Genomic DNA, 17,100 nt, shown 5'->3' on the forward strand with positions numbered 1-17,100 from the left:
ATGCAGTGGCTGTTTATAGCCTGTGGCGGCGCTCTGGGAGCTATGCTGCGTTTTTTTATTACCGCTCAGCTCTATCCGGTTACCGGTAACAAGTTTCCCTTGGGAACCCTTGTAGTTAACTTATTGGGGTGTGCGCTGGTGGCTTTTTGTTACGTGTTTATTGTTGAAAAGGCCATGATTTCGCCGCATTGGCGGCATTTATTGATAGGCGGTTTTTTAGGCGCCTTGACGACTTTTTCGACGTTTTCGCTCGATGCCTTGCTGCTTTGGCAAAATGGGCTTCATTCGGTCGCTCTAATTTATGTTCTGGCCAATGTCTTCGGTTGCCTGTTGGTGGTGGCCGGGTCGTGGTATTTGGCCAACTTTATGTTATCTTAACCGCCCTTAAAATCACCATCCAACCGTTAAATAGTCAAATATATGCTAGATCCTAAACTGATTCGCGCCAACCTCGACGAGGTCGCTGACGGGCTTGCTAAACGCGGCTTCGAACTCGATGTAAACTTGCTGCGCTCGCTTGAGCAAGAACGCAAAGAAATTCAGGTGAAAACTGAAAATTTGCAGTCTGAGCGCAACAGCCGCTCGAAAAATATTGGTAAGGCGAAAGCCGCCGGTGAAGACATCACGCCTTTACTGCAAGAGGTGGATCAGCTGAAACAGGATTTGGCCAATGCCGAAGCTGAGTTGCATCAGGTCCAACATAAGTTGGATGAGTATTTGTCCACTGTACCCAATATTCCCGCCGCTGAGGTGCCCGCAGGGCTCAGTGAAGACGATAACGTCGAAGTGCGCCAGTGGGGTACGCCACGCGTATTCGATTTTGATGTGAAAGACCACGTTGACCTGGGTGCGAATATTTCAGGGCTGGATTTCGAAACGGCCAGCAAGATTACCGGCGCGCGTTTTGCGGTGATGCGTGGCGCAATTGCCAAATTGCATCGGGCACTGATTCAATTAATGCTCGATACGCATGAAAACGAACATGGCTATGAAGAGGTTAATGTTCCTTATATCGTCAATGCCGAGTCGCTCTACGGTACAGGACAGCTGCCTAAGTTTGAAGAAGACTTGTTCAAGCTGAACGACGAGCGGGATTTCTACCTCATTCCTACCGCAGAGGTGCCGGTTACGAATCTGTTGCGTGATTCGCTGCTTGATAAAGACACCCAGTTGCCGCTCAAGTTTGTCGCCCATACCCCTTGTTTTCGGTCCGAGGCAGGCAGTCATGGTCGCGACACCCGAGGTATGATTCGTCAACACCAGTTCGAAAAAGTGGAACTGGTGCAGTTCGTCCGCCCCGAGGAGTCTGACGCGGCGCTGGAGTCACTAACAGGGCACGCCGAAGCTATCTTGCAGAAGCTGGGCTTGCCTTACCGCACCGTTATATTGTGCGGTGGAGATATTGGTTTCTCGGCTGCGAAAACCTACGATATTGAAGTGTGGGTTCCTTCGCAGAACAAGTATCGCGAAATTTCGTCTTGCTCCAGCTTTCGGGACTTTCAGGCGCGTCGCTTAAAAGCGCGTTACCGCGACCCGGAGACAGGAAAACCTGCATTACTGCACACTCTCAATGGTTCGGGTTTGGCCATCGGCAGAACCCTTTTGGCGGTTATGGAAAACTACCAGCAGGCCGACGGCAGTATATTGATACCCGAAGCGCTGCAGCCTTATATGGCTGGGCTCAAGCGTATAGAAGCTTAATTAACAAGGTATCACCGTGGATTATTTCCCCTTCTTTATGCGTTTGCGAGGCCAGCGGGTGTTGCTGGTCGGTGGAGGGGATATCGCTACGCGTAAAGCGCGTTTACTGGCCAAGGCGGGCGCCAAATTGCATGTGGTCAGCCTTGCAATAGAGTCGGAGTTAGAAGCGTTAGTTGCGCGTACCGAAGGCTCTCTAAGGCTGGGCGAGTTCGTCGACACTGATCTCGACGGGGTCGTGCTGGCCGTCGCCGCGACGGACGATGCCGGCGTTAACCAGCGTATATCCGAGCAAGCTCAGGCGCGCCACTTACCGGTAAATGTGGTGGATAGCCCAGAGTTGTGTACCGTCATTACCCCAGCCATTGTAGATCGCTCTCCCTTGGTCATTGCCATTTCCAGCGGCGGTGAAGCCCCCGTTCTGGCGCGTCGAGTGCGCAGCAAGCTGGAACAAATGCTGCCAGCCAGTTATGGCCGTCTGGCCGGTTTGGCGAGCCGATTCAGGCAGGCGGTAAAGGATAAGTTTGGCGATGGTGATCAACGTCGCCGCTTTTGGGAAAAGGTATTAGAAGGGCCGATCGCGGAGCAAGTTTACGCCGGCAATGAGGCCGAAGCCGAATCGATGTTGGCAAACGAACTCGCCTCAGAAACCGGTCAGACCGGCGGCGAGGTCTATTTAGTGGGTGGTGGGCCGGGAGATCCCGAGCTGCTGACACTCAAAGCCCTGCGTTTAATGCAGCAAGCTGAAGTGGTCCTCTATGATCGTTTAGTCTCTTCTGAAGTAATGGAGCTGGTGCGCCGTGACGCGGATCGAATCTATGTGGGAAAACGGCGCAGTGAGCACAGCCTACCGCAACCCGAAATAAATCAATTGCTGCTGAATCTGGCTAAGCAGGGCAAGCGTGTCCTGCGCCTCAAGGGAGGAGATCCGTTTATCTTTGGGCGTGGTGGTGAAGAAATTGAGCTGCTTGCCGCCAATGGTATACCGTTTCAGGTTGTGCCGGGCATTACCGCCGCGTCAGGTTGTGCGGCCTACGCCGGTATTCCACTCACCCATCGCGATCACGCTCAATCCGTCCGCTTTATAACCGGTCATTTAAAGAACAATGACCCCAACCTAAGTTGGCCTGAGCTCGCGATGCCTGGTCAGACGTTGGTGTTTTATATGGGCCTGATGGGGCTGGAGGAAATCGCCCAAATGCTGCTAAAAAATGGGCGTTCGCCGCTCACACCGGTCGCGTTGATAGAGAAGGGAACAACTCGTGAACAGCGTGTCATAGTGGGAAATTTGCAGACGATTACGGCAAAAGTCGAAGAGTTTGCCGCGAAAGGGCCAACCCTGATTATAGTGGGTGAGGTGGTGTCACTGCGCGGACATCTGGATTGGTTTGGCGATAGAGACCGCCAAAATGTGAATTAGGCGAGATTTCGCGCTAAAATTTGTACAGTTTTGCAGCAGGTTGGCCGATAGCCATTGCACACAATCACCAAGGATTCAGTGCCAGCATGGTTTATTTAGGACCCATTACACGTCTTTCGCCAGTGAGCAAGCCGAAGCCTGCCACGGGCTATGAGCCAGATAAGGATCTGGTGATAGACAAGCGTTTGCCTGAGCATGTGTCTCCCAAGTTGGAGCGGCGTCGTAGCGATCGCCGCAAAAACGCGAAAAATGCCGTGCTAGATTCTCGCAGTGGTCGCGACCGCCGTCGTAATAAGCGCTCCAGCATCGACCTCGAAGTCTAGTAACGCGCCTACCTGGCTGCTCGCGCCTCTTAATCAGAATCGCAATTTTAACTATTGTCTGGAATATACTCTATGGAAACATATGACTTGCTGGTGGTGGGAGCCGGCTCTGGTGGTGTTCGCGCAAGTCGTGTCGCGGCCAGCCTGGGGGCGAAAGTTGCAGTCGTTGAAGAGCGTGCGTTGGGTGGTACGTGTGTCAATGTCGGCTGTATTCCCAAGAAATTATTTGTCTATGCCAGTCAGTTTCGCGAACAGTTTGAGCGAGGGCGCTCTTATGGTTGGCAGGCGGACAATATTCGCTTTGACTGGTCCGTTTTACGCGATAACACACAGCGGGAAATACAGCGCTTAAATGGCGTGTATGGGCGAGTGCTAGAGAATGCGGGCGTGACCCTGTTGCAAGGTCATGCGCAACTGTTAGGCAATGGTCGCGTACGGGTGAATGACAGGGAATACACGGCCGGGCGGATTATATTGGCGGTCGGTGGTTGGCCGTTTGTACCGGACGTACCCGGCCGCGAATACGCAATTACATCTAACGAAATCTTCAGCTTACCGGAGCTACCTGCCTCGGCGGTGGTTGTGGGCGGTGGTTATATCGCCTGCGAATTCGCCAGTTTTCTCAATGGGATGGGGGTAGAAACCCATCTGGTTTATCGCGGCGAGCTGATATTACGCGGCTTCGATACAGACATTAGGCAGATGATGCTCGAGCAGATGAAAGGCAAGGGTGTCCACTTGCACCTGGAATCTGATGTTACCGAAATCAAGTCTGAGGGGGCAAACCTTGCGGTGACTCTTAATGCTACTAAGTTACTGAGCAGTGAAGCGGTCATTTATGCCACGGGGCGCAAGCCGCTGCTCGACGACTTGGGCATTGAAAATACGTCTATTGAGCTTGACGGTAACGGGGCTATCTCGGTTGATCAGAATTATTTAACCGCAGAGCCCAATCTCTACGCCATTGGCGATGTCATTGGGCGAATGGAGCTAACCCCGGTGGCTTTGGCTGAGGGTATGGATTTAGCGCATCGCCTCTTCGGTGAAACTAATGGTGGCCCCGGGCCGGTTGATTATCCATTGGTCCCTACGGCGGTGTTTACGCAGCCGAATATTGCCACGGTGGGCCTAACGGAGCTGGACGCAAAGAATACTGGCGTAAACTATGATGTTTATCGTGCCAGTTTTACCCCCTTACCGTTGTCATTGACTACAAGTACTGAGAAGGTCATGGTAAAAGTAATCGTGGATAAGTCCAGTGACAAGGTCATCGGGTGCCACATGGTTGGGGCGGATGCCGGAGAGGTTATTCAAGGCTTAGCCGTCGCCATGTCAGCGGGGGTGACTAAAGCGGATTTTGACCGAACCATTGGGATTCACCCAACCGTGGCAGAAGAGTTTGTGACTTTACGTGAACCTGTGTCATAGTTTGTAAGCTTTTAATGTGTATTCTATTGGGCACGAAGTTTAAAATCTGCACATTGCATTACGTGTCAGCGCAAGTCTTAGATTAATGATGTGAACATTTGAAAAAGAGAAAGGAGATCACTTATGGCTATTCGCTTAAATAAACCTCTAGCAATAATCGCAGCAACAGCGCTCACCTTTGGAGCTCTGCAGGCTGAAGCTCGCGATGATGCTCTGATGTTGCCTATTCAGGATGTTATGACTGAGTATGAAGATAGGCTCAACAGCGATGTTAAAATGTACTTTGGTGAACAGTCTTACCCAGAGCCGGGTAAAAAAATGGGCACCTTCGTCAGCAACAAAAAAACCAATGCGTTTAACAAGACTGATGAAGAAGCGTGTAAGTGGGTAATGTTGTCGGCATTGTTGTCTCTGCAGGAGCGTGCTGTACGTGAAGGTGGTAATGCCGTGGTTGATATTGTTAGCTACTACGATAAAAACACAATGAGTAGCGAAACAGAATATGAGTGTCATGCCGGCGCCATTATGGCCGGTGTTGCACTGCAGGGCCGCGTTGTCACGATGGACTGAACTTTCTAACGCTGTAAAAGTGAGTTCAGTTTAAAGGCGCTCTTGCATAGAGCGCCTTTTTTGTTTCTGTGCATATTTTTGGCTAATCACAATATGTTTAAATTAGGCAAATGCATACTTCTAGTGCGCTCCAAAAATAATGCACTACCACATTTGGGCATCGCTGGTGCAAATCTCGTGCGTTAGAGTGATGCGTTTTCTCTAAAAGATTCGCAATATCGTGCATCCCCGCAAATCGACCTTCCGCTAAGGTTTGCTCTTTGATCTCCTTTGTTTGATTTCCTTGGAATCTATAACGCTTTGAATATATTGAATAAAAAAATATCTTCAGGGTGTGATTAGACGACTGGCATAGGCTTTGCTCTAACCCTACTGCCGATGTGAGCCGGTTAAAACAACACAATCAACACGCACAGAAAAGGCTCACGAAATAAGTCCAGAGGCCTGAAGACAAAAAAGTGCGGCGGGAAGAAAACAAAACCTAAACAACGAGCTAGGAGAGAAACAATGAAAAAGCAATTGGTTTTGGCCTTGGGGGCCGCCGGTTTGGTGGGAGCGGTTTCAGCGCAAGCGCAAGAGGCTGCCAGCATTAAAGATGCGTTGGTTGATGGCGATATTAAACTTAATCTGCGCCTGCGTTACGAAGACGTGAGTTGGGATGGTTTGGAAGATTCTGATGCGTTGACGCTACGTACGCGCTTGTCTTTCACCTCACAAGAGTACAAAGGTTTTGGTTTAACCTTAGAGATGGACGATGTGAAGGAAGTGGGTGATGTTGACTATCGCACCGCGCCTAACGATCCGAATAACCCAGGTACAGCCGTCATTCCTGACCCTGAAGGTACCGAGGTGAATCAGGCCTATTTGTCTTACAGTGGTCTGGGGAAAACAACGTTTAAGTATGGGCGCCAACGTATTTTACTGGATAACCAGCGTTTCGTGGGGGGCGTGGGATGGCGTCAAAACGAGCAAACTTACGATGCCTTCTCGGTAACCAACAAGGCAATAGAGGACGGTACTTTCTTCTATGCTTATGTCACCAACGTCAATCGTATTTTTGGTGAGCAAAATCCTATTGGTGACCACAAGCATGAGTCACACTTGGTGAACTTTAACTATGCCGGGTGGGGCGCGGGCAAACTATCGGCCTATGCCTACTTGCTAGACAACCAAACAGCGGCGGCATTATCCAGCGATACCATGGGTGCGCGTTGGGTAGGTAAAGCGGGTGATATGTTTTCCTACACATTGGAGTACGCAACTCAGACCGAGGCGGGTGATAACCCTACATCGTACGATGCGGATTATATGCTAGGTGAGGCGGCATTCAAATTCGGTGGGGTTAGTTTAACGGGGGGTTACGAGCTGCTAGGGTCTGACGACGGTGTTGCAGCGTTTAGTACTCCGTTGGCGACTTTGCATAAGTTCCAGGGCTGGACGGACCGCTTTTTAAGTACGCCAGCGGCGGGCGTTGAGGATATTTACGTAGGAGCTTCTGGTGCTTTCGGTGGCGTAAAACTTTCTGCCACTTATCATGAGCTGGCGTCCGATTACGGCAGCACTGATTATGGTCAGGAACTCGATGTGTCCGCCGCTAAAAAGTTTGGCCCGGTGCTTGTTCTGGTTAAATATGCAGATTACCAAGCAGATGATTACGGTTCAGACACTCAAAAATTTTGGTTGATGCTTAATGCTACCTTCTAGAGTGTAGCGAAGCTAAGGAGCCTGATTAAGTAAGTCTCCAGTCGTCTCTGCGCCACCACTCGTACTGAGTTGGTGGCGCTTTTGGTTGCAGCTGTTCGATTTTGTATTGATCGCGGTGCGTTGCTGTAATCTGACAGTGCCAATATTCGAGGTAAATGTAAGTGCAGCGTTGGCAATAGGAGGGGTAATTGGTGAGATCAGGGCGGGCCAGCTATCCAGCCATTAAAATATCAATACGCTTTTAGTTTGGCGCATTAAAAAAGGCCCCGAAGGGCCTTTTTTAATGCGCTTTACTCTGGGTAGTCGCGCTTGGCGTAGCCGGTGTAACGCTGGCGAGGGCGGCCAATTTTGTACGGTTGGCTTACCATTTCATCCCAGTGTGCATACCAGCCAACGGCGCGGCCGGTGGCGAAAATAACAGTAAACATTTCAGTGGGGATGCCAATGGCTTTCATGATGATGCCAGAGTAGAAGTCGACGTTGGGGTAAAGTTTCTTCTGAATGAAGTACTCGTCTTCCAGGGCGATTTTTTCTAGCTTCTTGGCGATAGCCAGAAGTGGATCGTTTTCTAAGCCGAGTTCGGATAGCACTTCGTCAGCCGCTTGCTTCATAACTTTGGCGCGCGGGTCAAAGTTTTTGTAGACGCGATGACCGAAACCCATTAGGCGGAACGGATCGGCTTTATCCTTAGCTTTTTCAACATAGGTGTCGATATTCTCGACCGAGCCTATCTCTTCCAGCATGTTGAGTACGGCCTCATTGGCGCCACCGTGGGCGGGTCCCCACAAGGTGGAAATGCCCGCGGCTATCGCGGCAAATGGGTTGGTGCCTGAAGATCCGGAGAGGCGAACGGTTGAGGTAGACGCGTTTTGTTCGTGGTCGGCGTGCAGCAGGAAGATGCGATCCATGGCCTTGGCCAGAGTTGGACTTACCTTGCTGGCGGCGGAGTTGCCGAACGTCATGTTCAAATAGTTTTCGGCGTAGTCGAGGGCCTTATTGGGCTCTACGAAGTCCTCACCCTTGAGGTGTTTAAACGTCATCGCTGCCAGTGTCGGCATTTGACCGATAAGGCGATAGGCTGTGGTGTCGCGATCCTCTGCTTTGGCGATGTCGGTATCATCGTTATAAACAGCGGCTAAACCCGCTACAGCGCTACACAGTACGGCCATTGGGTGCGCTTCTTTTGGGAAGCTTTGAATCAACTTGGCAATGGAAGGAGCGACTGCTGAGTTGTCTTTAACCGCTTGAACAAACTGTTGTTTTTGCTCGGCGTTTGGCAGTTCGCCTTTAAGCAGCAAGTAGCAGGTCTCAAGGTAATCTGAATGCTCTGCCAGCTGGTCAATAGGATAGCCTCTGTGAAGCAGAATGCCTTTGCCGCCATCGATGAAGGTGATCTTAGACTCGCATGAAGCTGTCGACATGAAGCCTGGGTCGTAAGTAAAAAAACCGTTCTTGGTCAAGCTGGTAACATCAATAACGTCAGGACCGGCTGTGCATGCATATATAGGCAGCTCAACTGAAGTGTCCTGGCCGTCGACCGTTAAACGTGCTTTTTTGTCAGTCATTACGGACTCCTGTAGTTACTTTGCAAGGTCGGCGGTAATTGGCCGAGCTCATCATTCAGTGGCGCAAAACTGCCTAGCTAGGCGCCTTTTGAGGAGGTGCCAGCGAGATAGGCCCACTGCGAATTAGTGTTGGGGGCAAGTTGAAGCTGCTAGTACTGCATACAGACTCGCCTCGGGTGTTGCTGCGGCCCTTTATAAAGGCTCTGCTGTTTCCGGCTTCGGGTGGCTGCTATTATAGCGGCGGCATTTGAAGCTTCGTGGCTCTTTGTGATACCCGCAGGCAACACGTCCCCTGGCTAGTAAGTGCTACCTCGTCAGTGGGAGGCGGCATTATAGATGAGATTGGCCGTCGAGGCATAGCGTTGACCAGCAATTGCGCATTAATTTAAGCAACTTTTTGTGCATGCGCAGCGTAAAAGTATGGTGCGTGGGCGGTATTGGTGCAGAGGGCTTGTCCATGTTGGGGCGATGGCGTGTTTTTGCACGCCGGTGGCGCACAAAACCTGTCTGTAGAGTGCCGTTAACGGTCTGGAAGTGCTTGGAAAATCAGCAAAAAATGCAAATTCTAACCAGGTCAATTTATTTGTGTTTCGTCCCTCAAATCCCTATAATACGCCGCGACTTGCAGGATGTGGCTGGCGGCAAATCTAATGCGCACTTTTTTGGCGCACGACAAATTAACCCTCCTAAATCATTGGGATGGCTGCCCGCTCTTACTTCTTAAAACCGGCCCTTTGGGCATAAAGGTGATTAGCTACCGTGAACAAAAAAAGACCTGTCAATCTCGAGCTCTCTACCATCAAGCTACCTATTACCGCACTGGTTTCCATTACCCATCGGGTGTCCGGCGTCGCGCTTTTCGCCGGTGTTGCTGTGCTGCTTTGGATGCTTGATTCCAGCCTAAGTTCCGAAGAGGGGTTCGCCGCGGTGCAAGATGCACTGGCAAGCCCGCTGTGTAAGTTCATTGTTTGGGCTGTGCTTGCGGCCTTGGGCTATCACACGGCCATGGGGGTTCGTCACCTCATTATGGACTGTGGTGTGGGTGAAACCTACGAAGGTGGTCGCCTTGGTGCCAAAGTGGCGCTGGTGGTGGCTGTTGTACTGATCGTATTGGCAGGAGTCTGGGTATGGTAACGTCAATTACAAATTTAGGCCGCAGTGGACTTTACGACTGGTTGATCCAGCGTGTTAGTGCGGTTGCTATGACCGCTTATGTGTTGTTTCTGGTTGCCTACCTGGTGATCAATCCCGATGTTGATTTCAGTCAGTGGAGCGCGCTGTTCGATCAGTTGTGGGTGCGTGTTTTCAGCCTGATAACCTTATTGTCGATTGTGGCGCACGCCTGGATCGGCCTGTGGGCTGTATTAACTGACTACATTACTCCTATGACGCTCGGTGGCAAGGCCACCGCGGTGCGCGTTTTTGTTCAGCTGGTGCTGGGTATTGTCGCGATCACCTACACCGTCTGGGGTTTCGAAATTATTTGGGGGCTTTGATTAATGGCTAATATGCGTACGATTTCCTTTGACGGTATTGTGATTGGCGGCGGTGGCGCCGGCATGCGCGCAGCCTTGCAGCTCGCTCAGTCTGGTTACAAGACAGCCGTTATTACCAAAGTATTCCCGACGCGCTCTCATACGGTGTCCGCGCAAGGCGGCATTACCTGTGCGATTGCCAGTTCCGACCCGCAAGATGATTGGCGTTGGCATATGTATGACACCGTTAAAGGGTCTGACTATATCGGTGATCAGGATGCGATTGAGTACATGTGTTCTGTTGGGCCCGAGGCTGTTTTCGAGCTAGAGCATATGGGGCTGCCGTTCTCGCGCACTGAGAACGGACGAATCTACCAGCGCCCATTTGGTGGTCAGTCAAAAGATTTTGGTCGCGGTGGCCAGGCTGCGCGAACATGTGCTGCTGCGGACCGCACCGGTCATGCGCTGCTGCATACCCTGTATCAGCAGAATGTCCAAAATAACACAGTGTTTTTAAACGAGTGGTTTGCCGTTGATCTGGTGAAAAACCAGGACGGAGCGGTCGTGGGTGTTATCGCCATTAATATTGAAGATGGTGAAGTGGTTTTTGTTAAATCAAAAGCGACTGTTTTTGCCACCGGCGGTGCAGGGCGCATATATGCCTCTACAACCAACGCTCACATCAATACCGGTGATGGTATTGGCATGGCGCTGCGCGCAGGATTCCCTGTGCAAGACATTGAGATGTGGCAGTTTCACCCCACCGGTATTCACGGTGCAGGTACCTTGGTTACTGAAGGGTGCCGCGGTGAAGGCGGCTATTTGGTGAATAAAGATGGCGAGCGCTTTATGGAGCGTTACGCGCCCAATGCCAAAGACTTGGCCGGGCGTGATGTCGTAGCGCGCTCTATGGTCCTTGAGATACTTGAGGGGCGTGGTTGCGGCGAGAATGGCGATCATGTTTATCTGAAGCTAGACCATCTGGGTGAAGAAACCCTGAATGCGAAGTTGCCGGGTATTCTGGAATTATCGCGCACTTTCGCTCACGCTGATCCGGTAAAAGAGCCGATTCCAGTGGTCCCAACCTGTCACTATATGATGGGCGGCATTCCAACCAATGTGAGCGGGCAGGCGTTAACTCAGGATGCGGACGGCAACGATCACGTCATTCCGGGTTTCTACGCGTGCGGAGAAGCGGCCTGTGTGTCGGTACATGGAGCCAATCGCCTGGGCGGTAACTCGCTGCTCGATTTGGTGGTGTTTGGTCGCGCTGCCGGTCAGTATATTGAAAAGAGTTTGCGTGAAGGTATCGAGTTGCGTGAGCCCAGCCAGTCGGACATCGATGCGGCCATGTCGCGGCTTGATCGACTGAATAACTCTGAGGGCGGGGAGTCCACAGCCCAATTGCGTACAGAGTTGCAAAACGTCATGCAGAATCACTTCGGTGTTTTCCGCAAAGGCGAATTTATGGAAGAGGGCATTAAGAAGTTGGCCGATCTGCGTGATCGTATCGCCAACGTAACCTTGTCCGATAAGAGTAATGCGTTCAATACGGCGCGGATCGAAGCGCTTGAGCTGCAGAACTTGCTTGAAGTGGCAGAGGCTACAGCAATTACCGCCGAAGTGCGCAAGGAATCCCGTGGTGCTCACGCTCGCGAAGACTTCCAGGAGCGCGACGACGAGAACTGGTTGTGTCACTCGATGTTCTTCCCCGTTGATAAGCGGGTAGGCAAGCGCAGTGTAAATTTTGCGCCCAAGTCGATGGACGCGTTTGAGCCAAAAGCTCGTACTTATTAATGGGGTGGATAAGTTATGTTGAAAGTAGAAATTTATCGCTATAACCCGGAGACTGACTCCGCGCCCTATATGAAGTCTTACGAGGTTGACACTCAGGGCAAAGATTTAATGGTATTGGATGTCATGGAGTTGCTGAAAGCTCAAGACACCTCTTTGGCGTATCGTCGCTCGTGCCGTGAAGGTGTGTGCGGCTCTGATGGCGTTAACATCAATGGTAAGAATGGGTTGGCTTGTATTACACCGCTTTCTGAGTGTGTGAAAAACAACAAGCTGATACTGCGCCCACTGCCTGGATTGCCGGTAATTCGCGATCTGGTGGTGGATATGTCTCAATTTTATGCACAGTACAAAAAAATTGAGCCTTATTTGCAGAATAATAGCCCCGCTCCTGCCATTGAGCGGTTACAATCACCGGAAGATCGAGCTAAGCTCGACGGGCTCTATGAGTGTATACTTTGTGCCTGTTGTTCAACCAGCTGTCCGTCTTTCTGGTGGAACCCCGACAAGTTTATCGGCCCTGCCGGCTTGCTCCAGGCGTATCGATTCCTGGTAGATAGCCGCGACGAGGCGACCGAGAGTCGCTTGTCTAAACTGGACGACCCGTTCAGCGTTTTCCGCTGTCACGGTATTCAAAATTGTGTTGCAGTGTGTCCCAAAGGTCTCAACCCGACCCGGGCCATTGGCCATATCCGGTCTATGCTATTGCGCAGTGCGACCTAAGCGGTTCTCGACTGCTTTTGAGTCACGCGATGCGCTGTTTGAGGGGTAACCCGCATGCAGCGCATTTGTGTATGTGCCAGACTCTGAATTGGCATACTTTAAGCGGCGTGTTCGGCCAAAAGCTGAGCGCGTTATTGGAAGCTAACGGCTATTAATGAAATAGCTGGGGAGCCCAGGTTATCGCCCGGGCCGAGTCGGTAACTAGGCCGGCCGAATCCTCTTTACAAGGTGGGTGGAATGCAAGACAGCATTATGGAGCAGCTTTGGAGCACGTCCCATATTTCTGGTGGGAACGCTTCATATGTGGAAGATCTCTACGACATATATTTACACGACCCCAATGGCGTACCTGAGCAATGGCGCGATTACTTTGATCAGTTACCTCGCGTAGAGGGGGTCGTTTCTCAAGATACACCACATTCGGTGATTCGCGAGCAATTTATTCAGTTAGCCAAAGCGCGATCAAGCGCAGCGTCACCGACAGTGGCTGGCTCAATCTCGGTTGAGCACGAGCGCAAACAGGTCAAGGTGCTGCAGCTAATTAGCTCCTACCGATTTCGCGGGCATCAAAAGGCCCAACTCGACCCGCTCGGATTGATGGAGCGCGAGCAGGTTCCCGACCTGGATCTTGCGTTCCACGGACTAACCTCTGCCGACCTCGATACTGTTTTCCAAACCGGCCCACTGTTTATCGGCCGCGAAGAAGCCCCTCTGAAAGATATAGTTGCCGCCTTAGAGCAGACTTACTGCGGTCACGTTGGCCCTGAAATCATGCACATTACCAACCTTGCGGAAAAGCAGTGGTTGCAGCAGCGTCTGGAAAGTGTGCGTTCTAAACCGACCTATAGCCCAGAGCAGCGTCTCGCCGTGCTGGAGCGACTGACCGCCGCCGAGGGGCTGGAGCGTCACCTCGACAGCAAATACCCTGGCACCAAGCGTTTTGGTCTGGAAGGTGGTGAAAGCTTCATTCCATTGGTGGATGCTTTGGTTAAGCGTGCCGGTGGTTATGGCGCCAAAGAAATTGTTCTGGGTATGGCTCACCGTGGGCGTCTCAACACTTTGGTGAATATCTTCGGTAAAAGCCCGGCGGAACTGTTTGGTGAATTTGAAGGCAAGCGTTTGGTGGATACCTCCGGTGATGTGAAATACCACCAGGGTTTCTCGTCAAATGTGATGACACCGGGCGGCGAGTTGCACATGGCGATGGCCTTTAACCCGTCTCACCTCGAGATCGTGTCGCCAGTGGTGGAAGGCTCTGTACGTGCTCGCCAAGATCGTCGTGACGACAAAGTAGGCCAGACTGTCGTGCCGATTGTGGTTCACGGCGACGCCGCGTTTGCCGGTCAAGGTGTGGTTATGGAGACGTTCCAGATGTCTCAAACCCGCGCTTATAAAACCGGTGGAACATTGCACCTGGTAATCAACAATCAGGTGGGCTTTACGACCAGCTACCGTGAAGATGCGCGCTCCACTGAGTACTGCACCGATGTAGCGAAAATGATCGAGACACCCATTTTCCACGTCAATGCCGATGACCCAGATGCGGTGCTGTTTGTCGCGCAGTTGGCGATGGATTATCGCTACGAATTTAAGCGAGACGTGGTGATCGATTTGGTTTGTTACCGTCGTCGCGGTCACAACGAGGCCGATGATCCATCATCGACTCAGCCTTTGATGTATCAGGCCATTCGCAAACAGAAAACCGCGCGCACCTTGTATTCAGATACGTTGGTCAATGACGGTGTGCTCAGCGCCGAAGACTCAGCCAAGATGATGGATGACTATCGCGCATCATTGGATCGCGGCGAAAGTGTCGCCAGCGGTTTGGTTAGCGAGCCCGACAGTTCGCTGTTTGTCGATTGGTCGCCTTATATTGGTCACGATTGGCAAACACCGGCGGAAACTGGCTACGAACTCAAGGCCCTGCAGGCTGTCGCTCACAAAATGTGTGAAGTACCAGACGGCATGGTGCTGCAGCGTCAAGTGTCGAAAATTTATGACGATCGCCGGAAAATGGCCGGCGGCGCACTGCCAATCAACTGGGGCTTCGCCGAGACTTTGGCCTACGCTACTTTGGTTGAGCAGGGGCATCAAATCCGCATGACCGGTCAAGATGTGGGCCGCGGCACTTTCTCGCACCGTCACGCCGTACTGCACAGCCAGAAAGATGGTCGGCGCCATACGCCGTTGGCGAATATGAGCGAAAACCAACCTACCTTTGACCTCTACGACTCGTACCTGTCTGAAGAAGCTGTACTGGCTTTTGAGTACGGTTACGCGACAACAACCCCCAACGCCCTAATTATTTGGGAAGCCCAGTTTGGTGATTTTGCCAACGGCGCACAGGTTGTGATTGATCAGTTTATTACCAGTGGTGAACATAAGTGGGGTCGTTTGTGCGGTCTGACCATGTTGCTGCCTCACGGCTACGAGGGGCAGGGGCCGGAGCACTCTTCCGCGCGTCTTGAGCGCTTTATGCAGCTGTGTGCAGAGCACAATATTCAGGTGGTTATACCCACCACACCGGCTCAGGTTTTCCACATGTTGCGTCGCCAGGCGATACGCCCCATGCGTCGCCCATTGGTGGTGATGAGTCCAAAGTGGATTCTGCGCCACCCTCTGGCGACCTCAAGCCTGGAAGATTTGGCGCAAGGTAGCTTCCAAAATGTTATTGGTGACACCGAGCTCGAGCCTTCCAAGGTTAAGCGCGTCGTGTTGTGCAGCGGTAAGGTTTACTACCACCTGCTGGAAGAGCGCAATAAGCGTGAACAAGACGACGTAGCGCTGGTTCGCCTGGAGCAACTCTACCCATTCCCGGAAGAAGAGCTAAAGGCCGCTTTGGCGCCATTTACCAAAATCAAGGATGTTATGTGGTGTCAGGAAGAGCCAATGAACCAAGGTGCTTGGTACTCAAGCCAGCATCACATGCGCCGTGTGGTGTATGACCTGAACCCGAATTTGTACCTGGGCTATGTAGGGCGTGATCCTTCTGCTGCACCTGCATCCGGCTACGCTTCGGTTCACCTTGAAGAACAGAAGCGCTTTATCAACGAAGCATTGAGTGTATAAGCACGCAACTGAATAGAGAAAGCTAGCGAAAGCTAAGGAAACGTAATGAGCACAGATATCAAAGCCCCTACATTCCCCGAATCCGTCCAGGACGGGACCGTTGCGACCTGGCACAAGCAACCCGGTGAAGCCTGTTCACGCGACGAACTGATTGTTGATATTGAAACCGATAAAGTGGTTTTGGAAGTGGTTGCCCCCGCTGACGGCGTGATTAGCGAAGTCATGAAAGGTGAGGGCGACACAGTGTTGTCAAATGAAGTGATCGCCAAATTTGACGCTGGCGCTGCTGGTGCTGCCGCTCCGGCCGAAGCCGCCGAAGCACCTGAGTCTGAAAGTTCTTCTGACGGAGCGCCTGATGACAAAATATTGAGCCCCGCTGCGCGCAAACTGGCCGACGAAAATAACGTTGACCCAAGCGCTGTGGACGGTACGGGCAAAGATGGACGCGTCACCAAAGAAGACGTGATGAATCACATCAGCTCAGCGAGTAGTAAGCCTGCCGCGGCACCGGCTTCGGCACCCGCCGCGGCTCCCGCGCCAGCGCCCATTGCTGCAGAAGGTGATCGTGTTGAAAAACGCGTACCAATGACACGTCTGCGTAAACGCATTGCTGAGCGCTTGCTTGACGCCACCAGCTCGACAGCCATGTTGACAACATTTAACGAAGTTAATATGGCGCCGGTGATGGAGTTGCGCAAACAGTACAAGGATAAGTTTGAGAAAGTACATAACGGCACTCGTCTAGGGTTTATGGGCTTGTTTGTTAAAGCTGCAACCGAAGCTCTGAAGCGCTTCCCAGCGGTGAATGCCTCACTGGATGGCGATGATATTGTGTATCACGGTTACCAGGATATCGGTGTTGCCGTCTCTACCGAGAAAGGCCTGGTAGTGCCTGTGTTGCGCAACAGTGAAAAAATGAGCGTAGCCGAAGTGGAGTCCACCATTCGTGATTTTGGTTTGCGCGCCCGCGACGGCAAGCTCTCTATTGATGAAATGACCGGCGGTACCTTCACCATCACTAACGGCGGTGTATTTGGCTCGCTGCTTTCCACTCCGATTCTGAATTTGCCGCAAACCGCTATTTTGGGCATGCACAAAATTCAGGAGCGTCCGATGGCTGTGAATGGTGAAGTGAAGATTCTGCCCATGATGTATCTGGCTTTGTCTTATGACCACCGATTGATCGATGGTAAAGAAGCTGTACAGTTCTTGGTTGCGATTAAAGAGCTGCTGGAAGATCCCGCGCGCATCCTGCTCGAGATTTAAGACTGACTGCTACCGGCGGCTTACCGGCCGCTGGCAATATTGAAGTGCCGGGACACCAACGCCGG

The 17,100-nt window shown here is 51.9% G+C and carries 14 protein-coding genes; 13 read left to right on the plus strand and 1 reads right to left on the minus strand.

What is annotated here, in order from left to right:
- The 7 genes from crcB (at position 1) to QWI17_RS23245 (ending at position 7,143) form a co-directional block, all read left to right on the plus strand.
- Positions 1-378, plus strand: coding sequence for a fluoride efflux transporter CrcB (gene crcB / locus QWI17_RS23215; protein WP_302724923.1), 378 nt, complete (start codon positions 1-3; stop codon positions 376-378).
- 42 nt (positions 379-420) lie between these two features.
- Positions 421-1,701, plus strand: coding sequence for a serine--tRNA ligase (gene serS, locus QWI17_RS23220; protein WP_302724924.1), 1,281 nt, complete (start codon positions 421-423; stop codon positions 1,699-1,701).
- Between the two features lie 16 nt (positions 1,702-1,717).
- Positions 1,718-3,118, plus strand: a complete 1,401-nt coding sequence (gene cysG, locus QWI17_RS23225; RefSeq protein ID WP_302724925.1) for a siroheme synthase CysG — start codon at positions 1,718-1,720, stop codon at positions 3,116-3,118.
- An 86-nt stretch (positions 3,119-3,204) separates the two neighbouring features.
- Positions 3,205-3,441 (plus strand): hypothetical protein, encoded by a 237-nt coding sequence (locus tag QWI17_RS23230; RefSeq protein WP_302724926.1) that lies wholly within the window; start codon positions 3,205-3,207, stop codon positions 3,439-3,441.
- 72 nt (positions 3,442-3,513) lie between these two features.
- Positions 3,514-4,869, plus strand: coding sequence for a glutathione-disulfide reductase (gene gorA / locus QWI17_RS23235; RefSeq protein ID WP_302724927.1), 1,356 nt, complete (start codon positions 3,514-3,516; stop codon positions 4,867-4,869).
- A gap of 123 nt (positions 4,870-4,992) precedes the next feature.
- Positions 4,993-5,439, plus strand: coding sequence for an excinuclease ATPase subunit (locus tag QWI17_RS23240; RefSeq protein WP_302724928.1), 447 nt, complete (start codon positions 4,993-4,995; stop codon positions 5,437-5,439).
- A gap of 507 nt (positions 5,440-5,946) precedes the next feature.
- Entirely contained in the window at positions 5,947-7,143 is a 1,197-nt protein-coding gene (locus QWI17_RS23245; protein ID WP_302724929.1) for an alginate export family protein, read from the plus strand.
- Positions 7,144-7,433: 290 nt separating this feature from the next.
- On the opposite strand, the gene QWI17_RS23250 is transcribed toward QWI17_RS23245, so the two are convergent.
- On the minus strand, positions 7,434-8,708 hold the full coding sequence (locus tag QWI17_RS23250) for a citrate synthase (RefSeq protein ID WP_302724930.1): 1,275 nt from the start codon (positions 8,706-8,708) through the stop codon (positions 7,434-7,436).
- A gap of 759 nt (positions 8,709-9,467) precedes the next feature.
- On the opposite strand from QWI17_RS23250, the gene sdhC reads away from it, so the two are divergent.
- From sdhC to odhB, 6 genes are all read left to right on the plus strand, one after another.
- Positions 9,468-9,842: a succinate dehydrogenase, cytochrome b556 subunit gene (gene sdhC, locus QWI17_RS23255; RefSeq protein ID WP_302724931.1), complete on the plus strand. Its 375-nt coding sequence runs from the start codon at positions 9,468-9,470 to the stop codon at positions 9,840-9,842.
- A complete protein-coding gene (gene sdhD, locus QWI17_RS23260; protein WP_302724932.1) occupies positions 9,836-10,204 on the plus strand; it encodes a succinate dehydrogenase, hydrophobic membrane anchor protein in 369 nt (122 codons plus the stop codon). The genes sdhC and sdhD overlap by 7 nt, the downstream gene beginning before the upstream one ends.
- Positions 10,205-10,207: 3 nt before the next feature.
- The gene (gene sdhA, locus QWI17_RS23265) at positions 10,208-11,980 is read left to right on the plus strand and encodes a succinate dehydrogenase flavoprotein subunit (protein ID WP_302724933.1); all 1,773 of its coding nucleotides are present in this window, start codon (positions 10,208-10,210) and stop codon (positions 11,978-11,980) included.
- A 15-nt stretch (positions 11,981-11,995) separates the two neighbouring features.
- Complete coding sequence (locus QWI17_RS23270; protein WP_302724934.1) at positions 11,996-12,700, plus strand: succinate dehydrogenase iron-sulfur subunit; 705 nt, start codon at positions 11,996-11,998, stop codon at positions 12,698-12,700.
- A 237-nt stretch (positions 12,701-12,937) separates the two neighbouring features.
- Positions 12,938-15,769, plus strand: coding sequence for a 2-oxoglutarate dehydrogenase E1 component (locus QWI17_RS23275; RefSeq protein ID WP_302724935.1), 2,832 nt, complete (start codon positions 12,938-12,940; stop codon positions 15,767-15,769).
- 45 nt (positions 15,770-15,814) lie between these two features.
- Positions 15,815-17,035 (plus strand): 2-oxoglutarate dehydrogenase complex dihydrolipoyllysine-residue succinyltransferase, encoded by a 1,221-nt coding sequence (odhB, locus tag QWI17_RS23280; RefSeq protein ID WP_302724936.1) that lies wholly within the window; start codon positions 15,815-15,817, stop codon positions 17,033-17,035.
- Positions 17,036-17,100 lie beyond the last annotated feature (65 nt).

This window comes from Gilvimarinus gilvus (assembly GCF_030518155.1).
Classification (GTDB): Bacteria; Pseudomonadota; Gammaproteobacteria; order Pseudomonadales; family Cellvibrionaceae; genus Gilvimarinus; species Gilvimarinus gilvus.

Excerpts from the sequence above, each read along its gene's own strand:
- crcB (WP_302724923.1), top strand. The coding sequence starts at position 1 with ATGCAGTGGCTGTTTATAGCCTGTGGCGGCGCTCTGGGAGCTATGCTG.
- serS (WP_302724924.1), top strand. The coding sequence starts at position 421 with ATGCTAGATCCTAAACTGATTCGCGCCAACCTCGACGAGGTCGCTGAC.
- QWI17_RS23230 (WP_302724926.1), top strand. The coding sequence starts at position 3,205 with ATGGTTTATTTAGGACCCATTACACGTCTTTCGCCAGTGAGCAAGCCG.
- gorA (WP_302724927.1), top strand. The coding sequence starts at position 3,514 with ATGGAAACATATGACTTGCTGGTGGTGGGAGCCGGCTCTGGTGGTGTT.
- QWI17_RS23240 (WP_302724928.1), top strand. The coding sequence starts at position 4,993 with ATGGCTATTCGCTTAAATAAACCTCTAGCAATAATCGCAGCAACAGCG.
- QWI17_RS23245 (WP_302724929.1), top strand. The coding sequence starts at position 5,947 with ATGAAAAAGCAATTGGTTTTGGCCTTGGGGGCCGCCGGTTTGGTGGGA.
- QWI17_RS23250 (WP_302724930.1), bottom strand. The coding sequence starts at position 8,708 with ATGACTGACAAAAAAGCACGTTTAACGGTCGACGGCCAGGACACTTCA.
- sdhD (WP_302724932.1), top strand. The coding sequence starts at position 9,836 with ATGGTAACGTCAATTACAAATTTAGGCCGCAGTGGACTTTACGACTGG.
- sdhA (WP_302724933.1), top strand. The coding sequence starts at position 10,208 with ATGGCTAATATGCGTACGATTTCCTTTGACGGTATTGTGATTGGCGGC.
- QWI17_RS23270 (WP_302724934.1), top strand. The coding sequence starts at position 11,996 with ATGTTGAAAGTAGAAATTTATCGCTATAACCCGGAGACTGACTCCGCG.
- QWI17_RS23275 (WP_302724935.1), top strand. The coding sequence starts at position 12,938 with ATGCAAGACAGCATTATGGAGCAGCTTTGGAGCACGTCCCATATTTCT.
- odhB (WP_302724936.1), top strand. The coding sequence starts at position 15,815 with ATGAGCACAGATATCAAAGCCCCTACATTCCCCGAATCCGTCCAGGAC.